This is a genomic window from Actinocatenispora rupis (genome assembly GCF_016861975.1).
GTDB lineage: Bacteria > Actinomycetota > Actinomycetes > Mycobacteriales > Micromonosporaceae > Actinocatenispora > Actinocatenispora rupis.
The window spans coordinates 130241-144987 of sequence record NZ_BOMB01000038.1; the positions used below are offsets into that span (position 1 = coordinate 130241).

Annotated in this window: 16 protein-coding genes; 10 read left to right on the top strand and 6 right to left on the bottom strand. The window is 72.4% G+C overall.

The window, feature by feature from the left end; translation table 11 throughout:
• Positions 1-8 precede the first annotated feature (8 nt).
• Genes Aru02nite_RS29940 through Aru02nite_RS29950 form a run of 3 tightly spaced genes read right to left on the bottom strand, consistent with a single transcriptional unit; the run spans position 9 to position 1640 of the window.
• Entirely contained in the window at positions 9-314 is a 306-nt protein-coding gene (locus Aru02nite_RS29940; protein ID WP_203663303.1) for a DUF1416 domain-containing protein, read from the bottom strand.
• Between the two features lie 2 nt (positions 315-316).
• Complete coding sequence (locus Aru02nite_RS29945; RefSeq protein ID WP_203663305.1) at positions 317-1171, bottom strand: sulfurtransferase; 855 nt, start codon at positions 1169-1171, stop codon at positions 317-319.
• Positions 1172-1181: 10 nt separating this feature from the next.
• Positions 1182-1640 carry a DUF4395 domain-containing protein gene (locus Aru02nite_RS29950; protein WP_203663306.1) on the bottom strand — a complete coding sequence of 153 codons (459 nt, stop codon included), beginning with the start codon at positions 1638-1640 and terminating at the stop codon, positions 1182-1184.
• 431 nt (positions 1641-2071) lie between these two features.
• Between Aru02nite_RS29950 and Aru02nite_RS29955 the strand changes: the two genes are divergently transcribed.
• Together Aru02nite_RS29955 and Aru02nite_RS29960 are read left to right on the top strand one after the other, a co-directional pair.
• Positions 2072-2281, top strand: a complete 210-nt coding sequence (locus tag Aru02nite_RS29955) for a hypothetical protein (RefSeq protein WP_203663307.1) — start codon at positions 2072-2074, stop codon at positions 2279-2281.
• Positions 2278-2577: a hypothetical protein gene (locus tag Aru02nite_RS29960; protein WP_203663308.1), complete on the top strand. Its 300-nt coding sequence runs from the start codon at positions 2278-2280 to the stop codon at positions 2575-2577. The genes Aru02nite_RS29955 and Aru02nite_RS29960 overlap by 4 nt, the downstream gene beginning before the upstream one ends.
• A gap of 3 nt (positions 2578-2580) precedes the next feature.
• On the opposite strand, the gene Aru02nite_RS29965 is transcribed toward Aru02nite_RS29960, so the two are convergent.
• The 3 genes from Aru02nite_RS29965 to Aru02nite_RS29975 form a co-directional block, all read right to left on the bottom strand.
• The gene (locus Aru02nite_RS29965; protein ID WP_239077035.1) at positions 2581-3093 is read right to left on the bottom strand and encodes a TlpA family protein disulfide reductase; all 513 of its coding nucleotides are present in this window, start codon (positions 3091-3093) and stop codon (positions 2581-2583) included.
• A 25-nt stretch (positions 3094-3118) separates the two neighbouring features.
• Positions 3119-3895, bottom strand: a complete 777-nt coding sequence (locus Aru02nite_RS29970; RefSeq protein WP_203663309.1) for an LmeA family phospholipid-binding protein — start codon at positions 3893-3895, stop codon at positions 3119-3121.
• A gap of 90 nt (positions 3896-3985) precedes the next feature.
• Positions 3986-5974 (bottom strand): chromosomal replication initiator protein DnaA, encoded by a 1989-nt coding sequence (locus Aru02nite_RS29975; RefSeq protein WP_203663310.1) that lies wholly within the window; start codon positions 5972-5974, stop codon positions 3986-3988.
• Positions 5975-6589: 615 nt separating this feature from the next.
• Here Aru02nite_RS29975 and Aru02nite_RS29980 point away from each other — a divergent pair.
• From Aru02nite_RS29980 to pstC, 8 genes are all read left to right on the top strand, one after another.
• On the top strand, positions 6590-7306 hold the full coding sequence (locus Aru02nite_RS29980; protein WP_203663311.1) for a winged helix-turn-helix transcriptional regulator: 717 nt from the start codon (positions 6590-6592) through the stop codon (positions 7304-7306).
• Between the two features lie 66 nt (positions 7307-7372).
• The gene (gene mshD, locus Aru02nite_RS29985; protein ID WP_203663313.1) at positions 7373-8272 is read left to right on the top strand and encodes a mycothiol synthase; all 900 of its coding nucleotides are present in this window, start codon (positions 7373-7375) and stop codon (positions 8270-8272) included.
• A 196-nt stretch (positions 8273-8468) separates the two neighbouring features.
• The gene (locus Aru02nite_RS29990; RefSeq protein ID WP_203663315.1) at positions 8469-9350 is read left to right on the top strand and encodes an ABC transporter ATP-binding protein; all 882 of its coding nucleotides are present in this window, start codon (positions 8469-8471) and stop codon (positions 9348-9350) included.
• 33 nt (positions 9351-9383) lie between these two features.
• On the top strand, positions 9384-10115 hold the full coding sequence (locus Aru02nite_RS29995) for an ABC transporter permease (RefSeq protein ID WP_203663316.1): 732 nt from the start codon (positions 9384-9386) through the stop codon (positions 10113-10115).
• 21 nt (positions 10116-10136) lie between these two features.
• Positions 10137-11384 carry a sensor histidine kinase gene (locus tag Aru02nite_RS30000; protein WP_203663317.1) on the top strand — a complete coding sequence of 416 codons (1248 nt, stop codon included), beginning with the start codon at positions 10137-10139 and terminating at the stop codon, positions 11382-11384.
• On the top strand, positions 11381-11986 hold the full coding sequence (locus Aru02nite_RS30005; RefSeq protein ID WP_203663318.1) for a response regulator transcription factor: 606 nt from the start codon (positions 11381-11383) through the stop codon (positions 11984-11986). Before Aru02nite_RS30000 ends, Aru02nite_RS30005 begins: the two co-directional genes overlap by 4 nt.
• Before the next feature lie 351 nt (positions 11987-12337).
• The gene (gene pstS / locus Aru02nite_RS30010) at positions 12338-13444 is read left to right on the top strand and encodes a phosphate ABC transporter substrate-binding protein PstS (protein ID WP_203663319.1); all 1107 of its coding nucleotides are present in this window, start codon (positions 12338-12340) and stop codon (positions 13442-13444) included.
• An 88-nt stretch (positions 13445-13532) separates the two neighbouring features.
• On the top strand, positions 13533-14645 hold the full coding sequence (pstC, locus tag Aru02nite_RS30015; protein ID WP_203663320.1) for a phosphate ABC transporter permease subunit PstC: 1113 nt from the start codon (positions 13533-13535) through the stop codon (positions 14643-14645).
• Positions 14646-14747 lie beyond the last annotated feature (102 nt).

Here is a 14747-nt window from a genome sequence, read left to right on the forward strand (position 1 = left end):
GCGGTACGTCAGCGCTGGACGCTGACGGTGACCTCGGTCAGGCCGTGGTCGGCGGACACGGCGACGTCGCCGTTTCCGTTGCGGGACAAGGCACGTACGGTCCAGGCGCCGGGCGCGGCGAAGAACCGGAACGCGCCGGAGTCGGACGCCACCACCTCGGCGGTGAACTCCCCGGTCGAGTCGAGCAGCCGGACGTACGCGCCGGACACCGGCGAGCCGTCGGCGGTGACCGTACCGGCGATGACTGTCTCCTTGGTCAGATCGACACTGGCCGGCAGCGTTGCCGTCTGGTCGGGTGCGCCGCAGCTCGTCATGGTCAGTCCTCCTTGGTGCCGGGCTCGTCGCCGAGGGCGATCGGCACGCCCACGAGCGAGCCGTACTCGGTCCACGAACCGTCGTAGTTCTTCACGTCGGGCTGGCCGAGCAGCTCGTGCAGCGCGAACCAGGTGTGCGACGAGCGCTCACCGATCCGGCAGTACGCGATGGTCGGCTTCGCCAGGTCGAGCCCGGCCTCGGTGTAGAGGGCCCGCAGCTCGTCGTCCGACTTGAACGTGCCGTCCTCGTTGGCGGCCTTGCTCCACGGCACGCTCGCCGCGGTCGGTACGTGTCCGGCGCGCTGCGACTGCTCCTGCGGCAGGTGCGCCGGCGCCAGCAGCCGCCCCGCGTACTCGTCGGGCGACCGGACGTCGATCAGGTTCTTCACGCCGATCGCGTCGACGACCTCGTCGCGGAACGCGCGGATCGACGTGTCCTGCGGCTTCGCCTGGTACTGCGTGGCCGCGCGCTCCGGTACGTCGGTGACGAGCTGGCGCCCGTCCAGCTCCCACTTCTTGCGGCCGCCGTCGAGCAGCTTCACGTCGCCGTGGCCGTACAGCGTGAAGTACCAGTACGCGTAGGCGGCGAACCAGTTGTTGTTGCCGCCGTACAGCACGACGGTGTCGTCGTTGCCGATTCCCTTGCTGGACAACAGTTCCTCGAACTGCTTCCGGTTCACGAAGTCGCGGCGTACCTGGTCCTGGAGTTCGGTCTTCCAGTCCAGCTTGACCGCGCCCGGCAGGTGGCCGCCGTCGTACGCGGTGGTGTCCTCGTCGACCTCGACGAAGACGATCCCCGGCTGGCCGAGGTTCTTCTCGGCCCAGTCGGCCGAGACGAGAGCGGTGTCGCGACTCATGGTTGCGCTCCTAGGGTTGGGACGGATTGGTACGTGCGGCCAGCGGGCGGCGCGTGACCCGCCGGTACAACAGGTAGACCTCGCAGCCGAGGCACAGCCCGAACGCGGCGTTCAGGAACGCCGCGACCAGGGCGAACGCTGCCGCCACGACGCCGAGGGCGACGACACCGGACAGGAACCCGATCGTGGCGACCGCGGCGAACACCAGGCCGACCGCCTGCGCGAACCGGACCGGCGCCACCGGCTCCAGCTCGCCCGGCCGACCCAACCGCGGCGCCACGAACGCCTTGTACAGCAGCCCGTACGGTGCGGAACCGGGTCCGGCGATGGCGCCGATCGCGAAGACCACGGTCTGCACCGCGACGACGATCCCGGCGGCGACCGGCGCCACGAACGCGAGTACGAGCACCACCACCAGGACGACGGTGGTGACCCACGCGGCGAACCGCGGGCCACGGGGATCGAGCATGGATGCGGATGGCACAGCACACCTCCGACGGACGAAACGAACGTCTCTGCGGCGACTATGCCGAACCAGACACGAGCGGTCCACCGCCGGTCAGGTCATCGGTACCGAGAGTCCACGCGCCACGGAAACGGGTACGCCGGAACGATCACCAGGAACGGGAATCGGAACGGGCGGCTGCGGGCGCGGACGGGTCGTCGCCGGTCAGGCCGGACGACGACAGAGGCAGGTCGCGACGTGGCAATGATCGATTGCACGTCGACGCGTGAGCAGCGGGCCCATGCGCTGACGCTAACACGACGACGGGCGACCGCTCACCCTCCGAGTGACCCCGCTCACGGATCATCCCGTGCGCCCGACTCCACCGACCCGGTACCGGAACGTCCCGATCCGGCCCGCCTGACCGGCTGCCCGCGCTCGGTACGCTGCGCGGCATGACGGTCAAACGCACCATCACGTTCGACAACGAGGCGGCGTTCCTGGTGGAACGGGCGGCGGAGCGCGCCGGGCTCTCGGTGTCGGCGTGGGTCTCCCGCGCCACCCGGCGCGAGGCGCTGCGCCTGGGTGCCGTCCCGCAACCCGACGCCGAACTCCACTCCCGGTACGACGAGGACGAACTGCTCGCCGCCGAGGGCGCCGCGTGAGGCGCGGAGCGATCTACCGGTACGAGCCGAAGGGCTCGCCGCGCCGCCGCGACGTGCTGATCGTGTCCGCCGACGGCATCAACGACTCGACCCGCAGCTGGCTCTACGCCCTCGACGTACGTGACGGGGACTCCGGCGACCTGCTGACCGTACGGTTGCCCGACGGGCGGTGGGCGGACGGCTGCTCCCTGACCCGGGTGTACCGGGACTGGCTGACCGGGCCGGCGCAGGGACACGTCGACCGGGAGACGCTGCACCACATCGAGGCCATGCTGCGCAGCGGTCTCGACCTCTGACGGTCAGCGCACCGCGGGGTCGGCGTCGAGCAGCGGCGCCACCGCGGCGATCAGGTGCGGCTTCGTGGGCAGGCCGCTCGCGCGCTGCACGATCCGGCCGTCCCGGTCGACGACCAGCAGCGTCGGCGTCCGCATGATGTCGAGCGCGCGGACCGCGTCCAGGTGGCTCTCCGCGTCCACCTCGATGTGCCGTACGCCGTCGAGCAGTCCGGTCAGCTCGTCGCACAGCCGGCGCGTCGCCCGGCACGGCGCGCAGAACGCCGACGAGAACTGTACGAGCGTCGCCGGCGTGCCCGGCTGGACGCCGAGCCCGGTCAGGACCTCGACCTCCGCACCGTCCCCCGCCGGTACGGGAGCGGTCGGGGTGGCATCGGTGGATGATGCCGGCACGGTCGCCCCCTTCGCTGCGGCGGTGGGCCGGAAGCGACCCTCGCGGCCGCGCCAGAACAGCCCGAAGGCAGTCGCCGCGGCCAGTACGACCGCCGCGACCAACGCTCCCACCGCCCAGTTCGGCACCGCTCGACGGTAGCGCGCCGGACGGTCAGCCGGCGAGCGTGACGTCCGACGCGCGCGCCTCGACCTGGAGCCCGTCCGACGCCGGCTGGATGTCGTACAGCTTCAGCCCGTACGGGAGCTTCGGCAGCGTGACGTTCACCGTCAGCTGCTGCGCCAGGCTCGTCAACGCCTGCTGCGCGTACGACGGGAGCTTCGTGCCGTCCGGCTTCAGGTCCTTGACCGAGACCACCACGGAACGGTGGTCGTCCGCCGCCGTGACCTTCGCCGTACCGACGACCTTGACCTGCTGCGAGAGGACCGGCACGGTCAGGTGCACCGTGAGGTTGCCGCCGGTGCCCGACAGCGTCAGGTCGTCCACCTGGATCTTCTGCTTGAGCTGGTCCTTCGCCGTCTGCTGGAGGTATCCCCAGCCGATCGTCGCCCGGCCGTCCACCTGGTCCGCGGTGATCGTGCCCGAGCCGTTCAGCACGTCGCTGGCCTTCGCGTGCACGCCCGTCGCCGTGATGTCCAACTTCGGCACCGAGTACGCCTGGGCCTGGAGGTCACGCATGTGCACCAGGATCTTGTCGTACTTCCCGGCGGCGACCTGGGTGAGGAACGGGAAGCCGGTGATCTCTGCCGTCGGCTCCTGACCGAGCTTGACGTCGTTCTTCCGGGCCTGCACGGCGACCTGCTGCGCGACCTTGTCGTTCGCGACGGAGGCGCCGACCCGGTCGGCGACCACCAGCAGGCCGACGATCACGAGCAGCAGTACGAGCAGGACGATGAGAGCCTTGCGGCCACGACGCTTCGGCCTCGGCATTCCGTGAACTACCACGGGTGCCAGGTTGCCAGACGAGGTCGAGGGCCGCCGACCGGGAGGGCGCAAAACACCCAGACCGCCCGGACCGTCTCAGGTACGCGGAAGCAGCACCAGCCACCCCAACACGTACGCCACCGGGGCGGCCGCCGCGAACGCGAACGCCGGCCCCAACAGGAACCGCGCCGGCGCACCGTGCCGCGGCTCCCCCGACAGCTCCCGGCCCGAACTGCCGAAACTGACGCCGATGTCGGACAGCACCGCCGCCAACCCCATCACCAGCCCGGCCACCGCAGACCCCACCGCCGGCAGACCCGTCGCCACACCCACCGCGTACCCGGTGGCGGTCGAGGCGACGACACCGCCGACCACCACACCGAGTACGCCACGGGCGACCGGCGCGCTGGCCCGCGGCGAGTGCCAGACCGTGTCGATCAGGCGCGCCACGACCACGCCCGCACCGGCGGCACCGAGCAGCGTGGTCAGCGCCGCCACCCCGTGCTCGTGCCGCGTCAACATCACCGCCGACGGCACCGCCACGGCACCGATCACCGCGTACATCGTGGACGCCAACGAATCCGTCACCCGGGAACGGCCACCACCCCGGGCGAGCTGCCCGACCGCCGCCGCCAGCAACCCACCGGCCACCACGTACCCGAACGGGGCGAGCGACACCGCCGCACCGAACCCCGCGTACCAGTCGGCGACCAGGCCGGCACCCAGCCCGACCACCGCGACCACCGCCGGGCCGGGCCGCCGCGTACCCACCACGAGCGACACCACGAACGCCACCTGTACCAGGACGCACGCCGCCACCAGGATCGGCCGGTCCAGCCGCGCCGCCACCAGCGGCACCCCGAACAGCACGACCGCGGCCAACGCGTTGACCACCGCGCCGAGCCGGTCCGCCGGCGCCGGAGCCGTCAACTCCGCCGCATTCTCCGGTACTCCCGGCTGCTCCGCCCCGTGCCCCGGACCCGCCGCCCCGGCCGCGCCGACCGGCGGCAGGTACCCGGTCGACCCGCCCAGCGCCTCGAACCGCCCCGTCTGCTCCCCGCCCCGGTCCGGCTCGGCCGGCATCCCGTAGCGCTCCGGCGCCGGGCTCGCGCCGTACGGGTCGGGCGCGGCGTCCGCGGCCGAGCGGTCCGGTTCGGCGGGCGTGCCGAACCGGTCCACCGCGCCGAAACGATCCGGCTCGGCGGACGCGGCGTATCGGTCGGGGGCGCCGTACGGCTCGGTGGCGCCGAAGTGGCCCGGTGCGGGGTACGGGTCCGGTGCCGGGCGGTCCGAACCGTCGGGCGCTTGGTACCGGCCGGGCGCGCCGTACGGCTCGGGTGCGCCGTACCGGTCCTGCTCGGGCGGCGCGCCGTAACCGGCGGGCGTGTCGTACGCGGCCGGCGTGGCGTAACGGTCGGGTGCGGCGTGACGGTCGGGGGCGCCGTAGCGCTGGGCCGGGTCGGCCGGCATGCCCGGGTACGGCGGACGGTCCCCGACACCGGGGCCGTTCACCGGCGCGTCGGAGTACCGGGAGTCGCCGTCGTACTCCACACGGTCAGGGTAGTGCGGGCGCGGCGCCGTACCGGGTGCTTCGGGGCCACGCAGGTCCGCGAACGGGTCCCCGTCGCCGCCGCGCGCGGGCTGGACCGGGTGCTCGGCGGTCGCCGGGTCGTACGTCGGGGACCAGCCGCCGCGCGCCGCCGACCAGCCGTCCGGCTCGCCGCCGGACCCGCGCGCCGGCGCGGCACCACCGGCCGGCCGACCATCGCCCGACGCGGCAGAGCTCCCGGACTGCCAGCCGCCCGAAGCGGGAGTACTTCCGGACTGCCAGCCGGTATCCGGCGCCGACGCGCTGCCGGCCGGAAAGCCACCGCCGGGTGCCGGGGCGGCACCACCCGACGGCCAGCCGCCGCCCGTGGTGGGCCAGCCGCCGGTGCGATCGCCGTCGTCCTCGGCGCCGGGATCCGGGGCGCCACCGGCGTTACCGAACCAGTCGACGTCACCGGACGCCGCGGGCGCGGCACCGGCACCCGGCCCGGCACCGAACCGTACGGCCGGGGTGGGTCCGGCGCCCGGCCCACTCACCGGACGCTGCGGGGGGTTGGCGGGCGGCGCACCGTCGAAGCCATGGTGGTCGAACCAGCCGTGCTCACCGGTCGGCTCGGCTGGCCCCGAGGGCTCGCCCGGCCACGGGGCGAACCCGGCGTTTTCGTACCCGGACGGTTGCGGTTCCGCGGATGGCGCGAACCGGGCCGGATCGTACCGATCTCGGCCTGTTCCGGGCTCGGGCTCACGCGGTGGCGGGTTCGCGGACACGTGGCGATGGTGCCAGAGCGGTGCAGCCGGCGGCGAGTCGCTGCTGCGAGCCCGGCCGGCGAGTCGCCACCCCGGCACGCCGCGACACCACCCGACCACCCACCGGTACGCCGCCGGCCCGACAACACCGCTCGCGCGCCGGTGCGACGCGTACCGGGAAGGGGCGGCGCAACGTGCCGGAAACATGGCGAAAACGCGGGTGTCACGCCGGGCGGCGGGGAGCGTTTCCGCAGGCCACTGCCGGGGTGAACGGTGAGACACACCATCGTGTACGACGGCCGCGTTCCGGTAACCTGGTGGCGACAACCGCCCGTCAGCGCCGTCGGGACGTCGTGACGAAGGCCGGCCGCCCTGCCCCAGGGGCGCCGTGCGGGAGGTGCCCCAGTGGAAATCCTCGTGCTCACCGAAGAGGTCACGTCCGCGAGTGCCGTGCTGCCGGCGCTGGATCTGCTGCCGCACAAGGTACGGATCGCCGAGCTGGGCGTGTCGGCACTGCTGTCCGGCCCGGCGCCGGAGGCGGTGCTCGTGGACGCCCGGTCCGATCTGGCCGGCGCGCGGTCGACGTGCCGGCTGCTCGCCGCCACCGGCCAGGGCGTACCGCTGATCGCGGTGGTGACGGGTGCCGGCCTGATCGCCGTCGCCGCCGACTGGGGCATCGACGACGTGGTACTCGCCGCGGCGGAGCCGGCGGAGGTGGAGGCGCGGCTGCGGCTCGCCGCCGGCCGGCAGGCGCTCGCCGCGGAGGGCGACTCGGAGCTGGTGCGGTCCGGTGACCTGGTGATCGACCCGGCGACGTACTCGGTGCGGTTGAAGGGCCGGCCGCTCGACCTGACGTACAAGGAGTTCGAGCTGTTGAAGTTCCTGGCGCAGCACCCGGGGCGGGTGTTCACGCGGGACCAGCTGCTCCGCGAGGTCTGGGGATACGACTACTTCGGCGGCACCCGCACGGTGGACGTGCACGTGCGGCGGCTGCGCGCGAAGCTCGGCAGCGAGTACGAGTCGATGATCGGCACGGTGCGGCAGGTGGGCTACAAGTTCATCGCCGCGCAGCCGCCGCGGTCGCTGCCGGACCGGGATCCGGCGCCGGTACCGGTCGGCTGACGGGCGTGTCGGGGATCGCGCGGCGGTTCGTGGTCCCGGGCCGGACGCACTGGCTACGGTGACGGCATGACCGGTGCCGTACGGGTCGACCGCGCCGAGCGCGTCTCGATCGACGAGGTGGACGAGGTGACCGAGCTGGCCCTGGCGGCCGGTACGGCGGACGGCGTCGCGCCGCTGTCGGAGCCGTTCGACCTGCGGTTGCGGCACGGCGGGACGGACGCGCTGCACCTGCTGGCGAGGGCCGGCACCGTGCTCGTGGGATACGCGCAGCTCGACACCGCGGGCGCCGAGGCCGAGCTCGTCGTACACCCGGCGTACCGGCGGCGTGGGATCGGCCGTGCCCTGCTCGACGCCGTACTCGCCGAGGTGCCGGACGCGCCGCTGCGGATGTGGGCGCACGGCGACCACCCGTCGGCGACCGCGCTGGGGTACCCCGCGGGGCTCCGGCGGTACCGGGTGCTCTGGCAGTACCGGCGCGACCTGCTCGAACCGGTCGCCGAACCGGTCTGGCCGGCCGGCGTACGGGTGCGGCCGTTCGAGCCGGGCGTCGACGAGGACGCCTGGCTGGGGGTGAACGCGCGCGCCTTCGCCGACCATCCCGACCAGGGCCGCTGGACCCGCGACGACCTGCTCGCCCGTGAACACGAACCGTGGTTCGACCCCGCCGGCTTCCTCCTCGCCGAGGACGCCACCGGCGCGCTCGTCGGCTTCCACTGGACGAAGGTGCACGACGAGGGCCAGCGCCAGGTCGGCGAGGTGTACGTGCTGGGCATCGATCCCGACGCGCAGGGCGGCGGGCTCGGCGCCGCGCTCACCGCCGCCGGCCTGCGGTACCTGCGCGACACGCGCGACCTCGACCAGGTCCTGCTGTACGTCGATGAGGACAACCCGCGCGCGGTCGCGCTGTACCGCAAGCTCGGCTTCGTCCAGTGGGTCACCGACGTCGCCTTCCACCGCACCCGCTGACCCGCCGGATCCGTTCCCCCACAACCGATCCGGTACTTCCCGCGCGGCGTCCGGCGCACCGTGCCGATCGCGGGCCCGACGCTCGCCCGACCGGCCTGACAGTCCACTGTGGACTGTGCCGGTAGGACATTTGTCCCGGCGGAAGCCGTACTCGGGGGCCTGCCGGCGGGACGCGGCGCTCCATAGCGTTCCGGGCATGGGAAGCAACGATGCGGTGATGTTCGCCGGGGTCTCCAAGAGCTACGGCGCGGTACGGGCGGTCGACGGCGTCGACCTGACCATCCCCTGTGGACAGACGGTCGCCCTGCTCGGACCGAACGGCGCCGGCAAGTCCACCACGATCAACATGATGCTGGGGCTGTTCCCGGCCGACCGGGGCCGCGTCGAACTGTTCGGACGCAGCCCGGAGGCGGCGAGCGCGGCGGGCCGGGTCGGCGCGATGCTCCAGGAGACGAAGCTCGTCCCGCGGGTCACCGTCGGCGAGCTGCTCGCGTTCGTCCGCGGCCTGTACCCGCGCCCGCTGCCCACCGACGACCTGCTCCGCGTGGCGAACCTCGGCGGGTTGGTCGGGCGCCGGCTGGAGAAGCTGTCCGGCGGCCAGGCGCAGCGGGTCAAGTTCGCCGTCGCCATCGCCGGCCGCCCCGACCTCCTCGTACTCGACGAGCCGACCGCGGCGATGGACGTCGAGTCGCGCCGCGAGTTCTGGGCCAGCATGCGCCGGTACTCGCGGGACGGGCACACGGTGCTGTTCTCCACGCACTACGTGGAGGAGGCCGACGAGAGCGCCGACCGGGTCGTCGTCATAGCCGGCGGCCGACTCGTCGCCGACGGCTCCCCCGCCGAGGTACGCCGCGCGTCCACCGCGCAGACCGTCGCCGTCGCCCTCCCGTACGACGGGGCGGCGGGGCTGGAACGGCTCCCCGGCGTCACCGCCGTCGAGGTACGAGGCGACCGGGCGTACCTGACGACGACCGAGCCGGACGCGGTGGTGTGCGCGCTCGTCGAACGCGGCCTGCTCCGTCACGTCGAGGTGCGCGGCGCCCGCCTGGAGGACGCGTACCTCGCCCTCACCGCCTGACCCCCACAGCACATCCCCCGAAGGGAACGTTCGATGTCCGGTTACCTGTCGATCGAGCTCCGCCGGCTGCTCCGCAGCCCCGGGTACCTGATGTCCAGCCTGGCGATGCCGCTGGTGATGTACCTGGTGATCACGAACCTGTACGGCGGGTCCGGTGCGGCCCGGCACGACACCGCGATCTACCTGATGGTCAGCATGGCCGGGTTCGGCGCGGTCGGCGCCGCGCTCACGAACGGCCTGTCGGTGGTCGCGGACCGGTCGGCCGGCTGGTTGCGCCAGCTCCGCATCACCCCGCTGAGCGCCGGCCGGGTCGTCGTGATCCGCGGCCTCACCGGGATGCTGGCCGCACTGCCGGCGATCCTCGCGGTGTGCGTGGTCGGCGGCCTCATCAACGGCGTACGCCTGCCGCTCGACCACTGGTTCGCCGTCGTCGCGCTGCTGTGGCTGGGCACCGCACCGTTCGCGCTGCTCGGCCTGGGCATCGGGTACCTGGTGTCGACGCAGGCCGCACAGCCGGTGACGATGCTGCTCAACCTGTCCATGTCGATCCTCGGCGGGCTGTGGATGCCGGCCACCGTGTTCCCCGCGACGCTGCGGGCGGTCAGCCGCTTCGTCCCCACCTCCGGGTACGCGGAGATCTCCCGGCGGATCGCGTTCGACGGCCTGCCGCACGCCACCGACATCGCCGTACTGCTGGCCTGGTTCGTGGTGTTCGCCGGGCTGGCGACCGTCGCGTACCGCCGGGCCGGGCGACGGACGACCTGAGGGCAGGCGACGATGGTGGCCATGAGCGACCAGGACGCCGGCGCCGCCGTACCCGCCGACCGGCGCGGTACGGCGGCGCGCCGCGGGTGGATCTCGTGGCTGGCGACGCGCGTCGAGGCGATCGACGAACGGTCACTGGAACGTACCCGGGAGAAGATCCGGACCGGCAGTACGAAGGGGCCGGACGGCAAGGTCGGGTCGGGCGGCGTCCTGATCTGGCTGGTGATGCTGGTCTTCCCGTTCAGCCAGGCGGTCAGCGGCCGGCACGGGCCGGTCTGGTTGCTGGTACCGGGCATGGTGGTCTTCGGCGCGCTGTTCGCCGCCATCATGGCGACCCGGCCGGCGGGCCGGTGGCGCCTCGCCCGGTACGCGATGCTGCTGCCGCTCGTCGCGCTCGGCCTGGCGCTGGCGCACCAGCTGGGCACCAGCGGCACGTTCCTCGTGGTGTTCCCGTCGATGGCGACGGCGATGGTGCTGCCGATCGCGGCGCCGGCGTTCCTCGGGGTGGTCACGGTGACCGTACTGAGCGTCGCGGCCACGGTGGCGGGCCACAACTGGGACGCCGCGACCAGCGTCGCGATGACCGCGTTCCTGTCCGGATTCGTGATGTTCATCCTGCGCCGGTTGTTCACCACGATCGGGCTGCTCCGCGAGGCCCGCAACGACCTCGCGCACGCCGCCGTCGCCGAGGAACGCCTGCGGTTCTCCCGCGACCTGCACGACCTGCTCGGGCACACGCTGTCCGTCGTCGTCGTCAAGGCCGAGGTGGTACGCCGGCTCTCGGCGCGCGACCCGGAACGCGCCGCGGAGGCCGCCGCGGACATCGAGACGATCGGCCGCCAGGCCCTCGCCGAGGTACGCGAGGCCGTCACCGGGTACCGGACGCGCGGACTGTCCGCCGAACTGGACGGCGCCCGTACGGCGCTGGCCGGGGCGGGCATCACGCCCGTGGTCCGGCGTACCACGGTGGAACTCGACGAACAGGCCGACGCGCTGCTCGCCTGGGCCGTACGCGAAGGCACCACGAACGTCATCCGGCACTCCGGCGCCGGCCGCTGCACCATCACCCTCAGCCACGCCGACGGAACCGTCGAGCTGCGCGTCGCCGACGACGGTACGGGCGGCGACGGGCACCCGCTCGGCAACGGCCTCCGCGGCCTCACCGAACGCTTCGACGCCGCCGGCGGCACCGTCCACGCCAGCGCCGGACCCGACGGGTTCACACTGACCGTCACCGTACCGGCGGCGGTTGGGAAGATGTGCCGATGATCCGGGTACTGCTGGCCGAGGACCAGGGCATGATGCGCGGCGCGCTCGCCACGCTGCTCGACCTGGAGGACGACCTGACCGTCGTCGCGCAGGTCGGACGCGGCGACGAGGTACTGCCCGCGGCCCGCGCACACGCGCCCGACGTGGCGCTGCTCGACATCGAGATGCCCGGCAGGACCGGCCTCGACGCCGCCGCCGAACTCCGCCGCGAACTACCCGCCTGCCGCGTACTGATCGTCACCACGTTCGGCCGACCCGGGTACCTGCGGCGCGCCATGGACGCCGGCGCCGGCGGGTTCCTCATCAAGGACAGCCCCGTCGAACAGCTCGCCGACGCGATCCGGCGGGTCGTCGCCGGCGAGACCGTCGTCGACCCGGGCCTCGCGACACAAGCCCTCCGCGCCGGGCCCAACCCGCTGTCCGTACGGGAACGCGACGTCCTCGCCGCCTCCGCCGACGGCGCCACCATCGCGGACATCGCCGGCCAGCTCCACCTGTCGGAGAGTACGGTCCGCAACTACCTGTCCGCGGCCATCGGCAAGACCGGTACCCGGAACCGGATCGAGGCGCTGCACACGGCGCGCGACAACGGGTGGCTCTGACTTCGCGTGGCCCCTCACGCAGTTGATCTTGGTCGCTATCGATTGTTCAATTGTCGCTTTGTCCAACTGTTGAACTGTTGAACAATGAGACAGTTGAACAATCGGGGTAAACGGGTGTTCACATCAGCGCCACCGCAAGGCGGGCACGCGGGCGTTCACCCGACGTCCATCACAACTCCGGCGGTACGTCACTGCCGATCCGAAAGCTGTTCACTGCTCGTTCACCGTGCCCCGGCTACGCGGCAACCTCCCGCTTCTAGCGTCCGAAGCGACCCGCCACCTACGGCGGCGATCCCGGTGCGCCCCGCGTACCAGGGGACTCCTCAAGACGCACAGTGAAGGGAACTTCGCGTGAAGCTCCAGCGGCACGGCGCGATCGCCGCCCTGGCCATCACCGCGACGTTGGCGATGGCCGCGTGCGGGTCGGACAACACCGGCTCGGGCGACAGCAAGGCGGCGGCGAAGGCGCCGAGCACTGACTGCGCCAAGGGCTCGCTCACCTCGCAGGGCTCGACGGCGCAGAAGAACGCGATGGACCAGTGGATCAAGGCGTACCAGCAGAAGTGCTCGGGCGCGCAGATCACCTATGACGGCACCGGGTCCGGCGCCGGCGTCCAGGCGTTCACCAGCGGTACCGCCGACTTCGCGGGCTCCGACTCCGCCCTGAAGGACGGGGCCGAGCAGACCGGCGCCGACAAGCGGTGCAAGGGTGGCGAGGCGCTCGACCTGCCGATGGTGACCGGCCCGATCGCGGTCGTGTACAACATCGGCGACGTCAAGGGCCTGCAGTTCAAGCCGGCGACCCTGGCCAAGATCTTCGCCGGGAAGATCAAGACCTGGAACGACCCGGCGATCAAGGCCGACAACCCGTCCGCCAAGCTGCCGTCGACCCCGATCCAGCCGGTGCACCGCGCCGACGCCTCGGGTACTTCCGACAACTTCACCAAGTACCTGTCGAAGACGGCCGCGGCCGACTGGACGTACGACCACGCCAAGGAGTGGAAGGCGCCGGGCGGTGTGGCCGCCAAGGGTTCCGACGGTGTCTCGGCCAAGGTGAAGTCGACCGCCGGCACCATCGCGTACGACGAGTGGTCCTACGCGACGACCAACGGCCTGAACATGGCCAAGATCTACAACGGCGCCGGTGCGTACACCGAGCTGACGGCCGAGGCCGCGGGCAAGACCGTGGACGGCGCGAAGGTCGTCGGCCAGGGCGACAACCTGAAGCTCGACATCGACTACAACACCAAGGTTGCCGGGGCGTACCCGATCGTCCTGGTGACGTACGAGATCGCCTGCTCGAAGGGCAACGCGGCGGACAAGCTGCCGCTGCTCAAGTCCTTCCTGACCTACGTCTCGTCCGACGACGGCCAGGCCGCGCTGACCTCCCAGGGGTACGCGCCGCTGCCGAAGTCGGTGCAGACCAAGGTGCAGGCCGCGGTCAAGGGCCTCGCCTGACGTAACCCCCGGGCGTCGGCCGGAGCCCTCCGGCCGACGCCCGTTGCCCATCACCCCCTCGACATCCGAACGGGATCACGGCGACGACATGACCGAATCGCCCACCAGATCGGCCGCGGACCAGCCCGGGGCCGACGACCGGTCCGCCTCGGCCGACAAGTACGGCCGGCAGGCGTCGACCGGTTTCACGCTGTCCGGCGCGCTGCGCGAGAACGAGGCCCACGACCACCCGTCCGGGCCCGACCTGGGCGGCGGCGGTGGCGGTCTGCCGCCGCGGCGGCGGGGTTTCGAGCCGCTGTTCCGTTTCTTCACCACCGGTGCCGGCATCCTGGTACTCGTGATCATCGTGGCGATCGCCGCGTTCCTGATCACGAAGGCGATTCCGGCGCTGAGCGCCAACAAGGCCAACTTCTTCACGTACGAGCAGTGGTTCCCGAACGACCCGAGCAACCCGCGGTTCGGAATCGCCGCCCTGGCGTACGGGACGCTGCTGACCGCGGTGATCGCGCTGATCCTCGCCGTACCGGTGGCGTTGGGCATCGCGCTCTTCCTGTCGCACTACGCGCCGCGCCGCATCGCCACGGGTCTCGGCTTCGTGATCGACCTGCTGGCCGCGGTGCCGAGCGTCATCTTCGGCCTCTGGGGCCGCGACTACCTGGCCGGCCCGATCGGCGACCTGTCCGCCTGGCTCCACCAGTACGTGGGGTGGTTGCCGCTGTTCGGCTCGGGCGGGCCGTACGGCAACTCGATCCTGCTCGGCTCGGTCGTACTGGCCATCATGGTCCTGCCGATCACCACGGCACTCTGCCGGGACGTGTTCGTCCAGACGCCCACGCAGAACGAGGAGGCCGCGCTCGCGCTCGGCGCGACCCGGTGGGAGATGATCCGCACCGCGGTCCTGCCGTACGGCAAGCCCGGTGTCATCGCCGCCGTGATGCTCGGCCTGGGCCGGGCCCTCGGCGAGACGATCGCGCTGGCCATGACGCTCGGCGCGACGTTCGGCGTCTCCGTCGACATCATCCACACCGGCGGGAACTCGATCGCCGCGAACATCGCCAACGCGTTCGGCGAGGCGAACGAGACGGGACGCGGCGCGCTGATCGCCTCCGGCCTCGTACTGTTCGCCATCACGCTGATCGTCAACGTGACGGCCCGCGCGATCATCTACCGACGCCGCGAGTTCGCCGGGGGCACCTCATGACCACGATCCCCGGCAGGCACCTGCACCCCACGACGATGCTCCGCATCGCCGCGGGGGCCCCGCGGCTGCGCTCCGCTCCTCGCTCGCTGGCGCTCACTGCGA

Excerpts from the sequence above, each read along its gene's own strand:
- Aru02nite_RS29940 (WP_203663303.1), bottom strand. The coding sequence starts at position 314 with ATGACGAGCTGCGGCGCACCCGACCAGACGGCAACGCTGCCGGCCAGT.
- Aru02nite_RS29945 (WP_203663305.1), bottom strand. The coding sequence starts at position 1,171 with ATGAGTCGCGACACCGCTCTCGTCTCGGCCGACTGGGCCGAGAAGAAC.
- Aru02nite_RS29950 (WP_203663306.1), bottom strand. The coding sequence starts at position 1,640 with ATGCTCGATCCCCGTGGCCCGCGGTTCGCCGCGTGGGTCACCACCGTC.
- Aru02nite_RS29955 (WP_203663307.1), top strand. The coding sequence starts at position 2,072 with ATGACGGTCAAACGCACCATCACGTTCGACAACGAGGCGGCGTTCCTG.
- Aru02nite_RS29970 (WP_203663309.1), bottom strand. The coding sequence starts at position 3,895 with ATGCCGAGGCCGAAGCGTCGTGGCCGCAAGGCTCTCATCGTCCTGCTC.
- mshD (WP_203663313.1), top strand. The coding sequence starts at position 7,373 with ATGACCGGTGCCGTACGGGTCGACCGCGCCGAGCGCGTCTCGATCGAC.
- Aru02nite_RS29990 (WP_203663315.1), top strand. The coding sequence starts at position 8,469 with ATGGGAAGCAACGATGCGGTGATGTTCGCCGGGGTCTCCAAGAGCTAC.
- Aru02nite_RS29995 (WP_203663316.1), top strand. The coding sequence starts at position 9,384 with ATGTCCGGTTACCTGTCGATCGAGCTCCGCCGGCTGCTCCGCAGCCCC.
- Aru02nite_RS30000 (WP_203663317.1), top strand. The coding sequence starts at position 10,137 with ATGAGCGACCAGGACGCCGGCGCCGCCGTACCCGCCGACCGGCGCGGT.
- Aru02nite_RS30005 (WP_203663318.1), top strand. The coding sequence starts at position 11,381 with ATGATCCGGGTACTGCTGGCCGAGGACCAGGGCATGATGCGCGGCGCG.
- pstC (WP_203663320.1), top strand. The coding sequence starts at position 13,533 with ATGACCGAATCGCCCACCAGATCGGCCGCGGACCAGCCCGGGGCCGAC.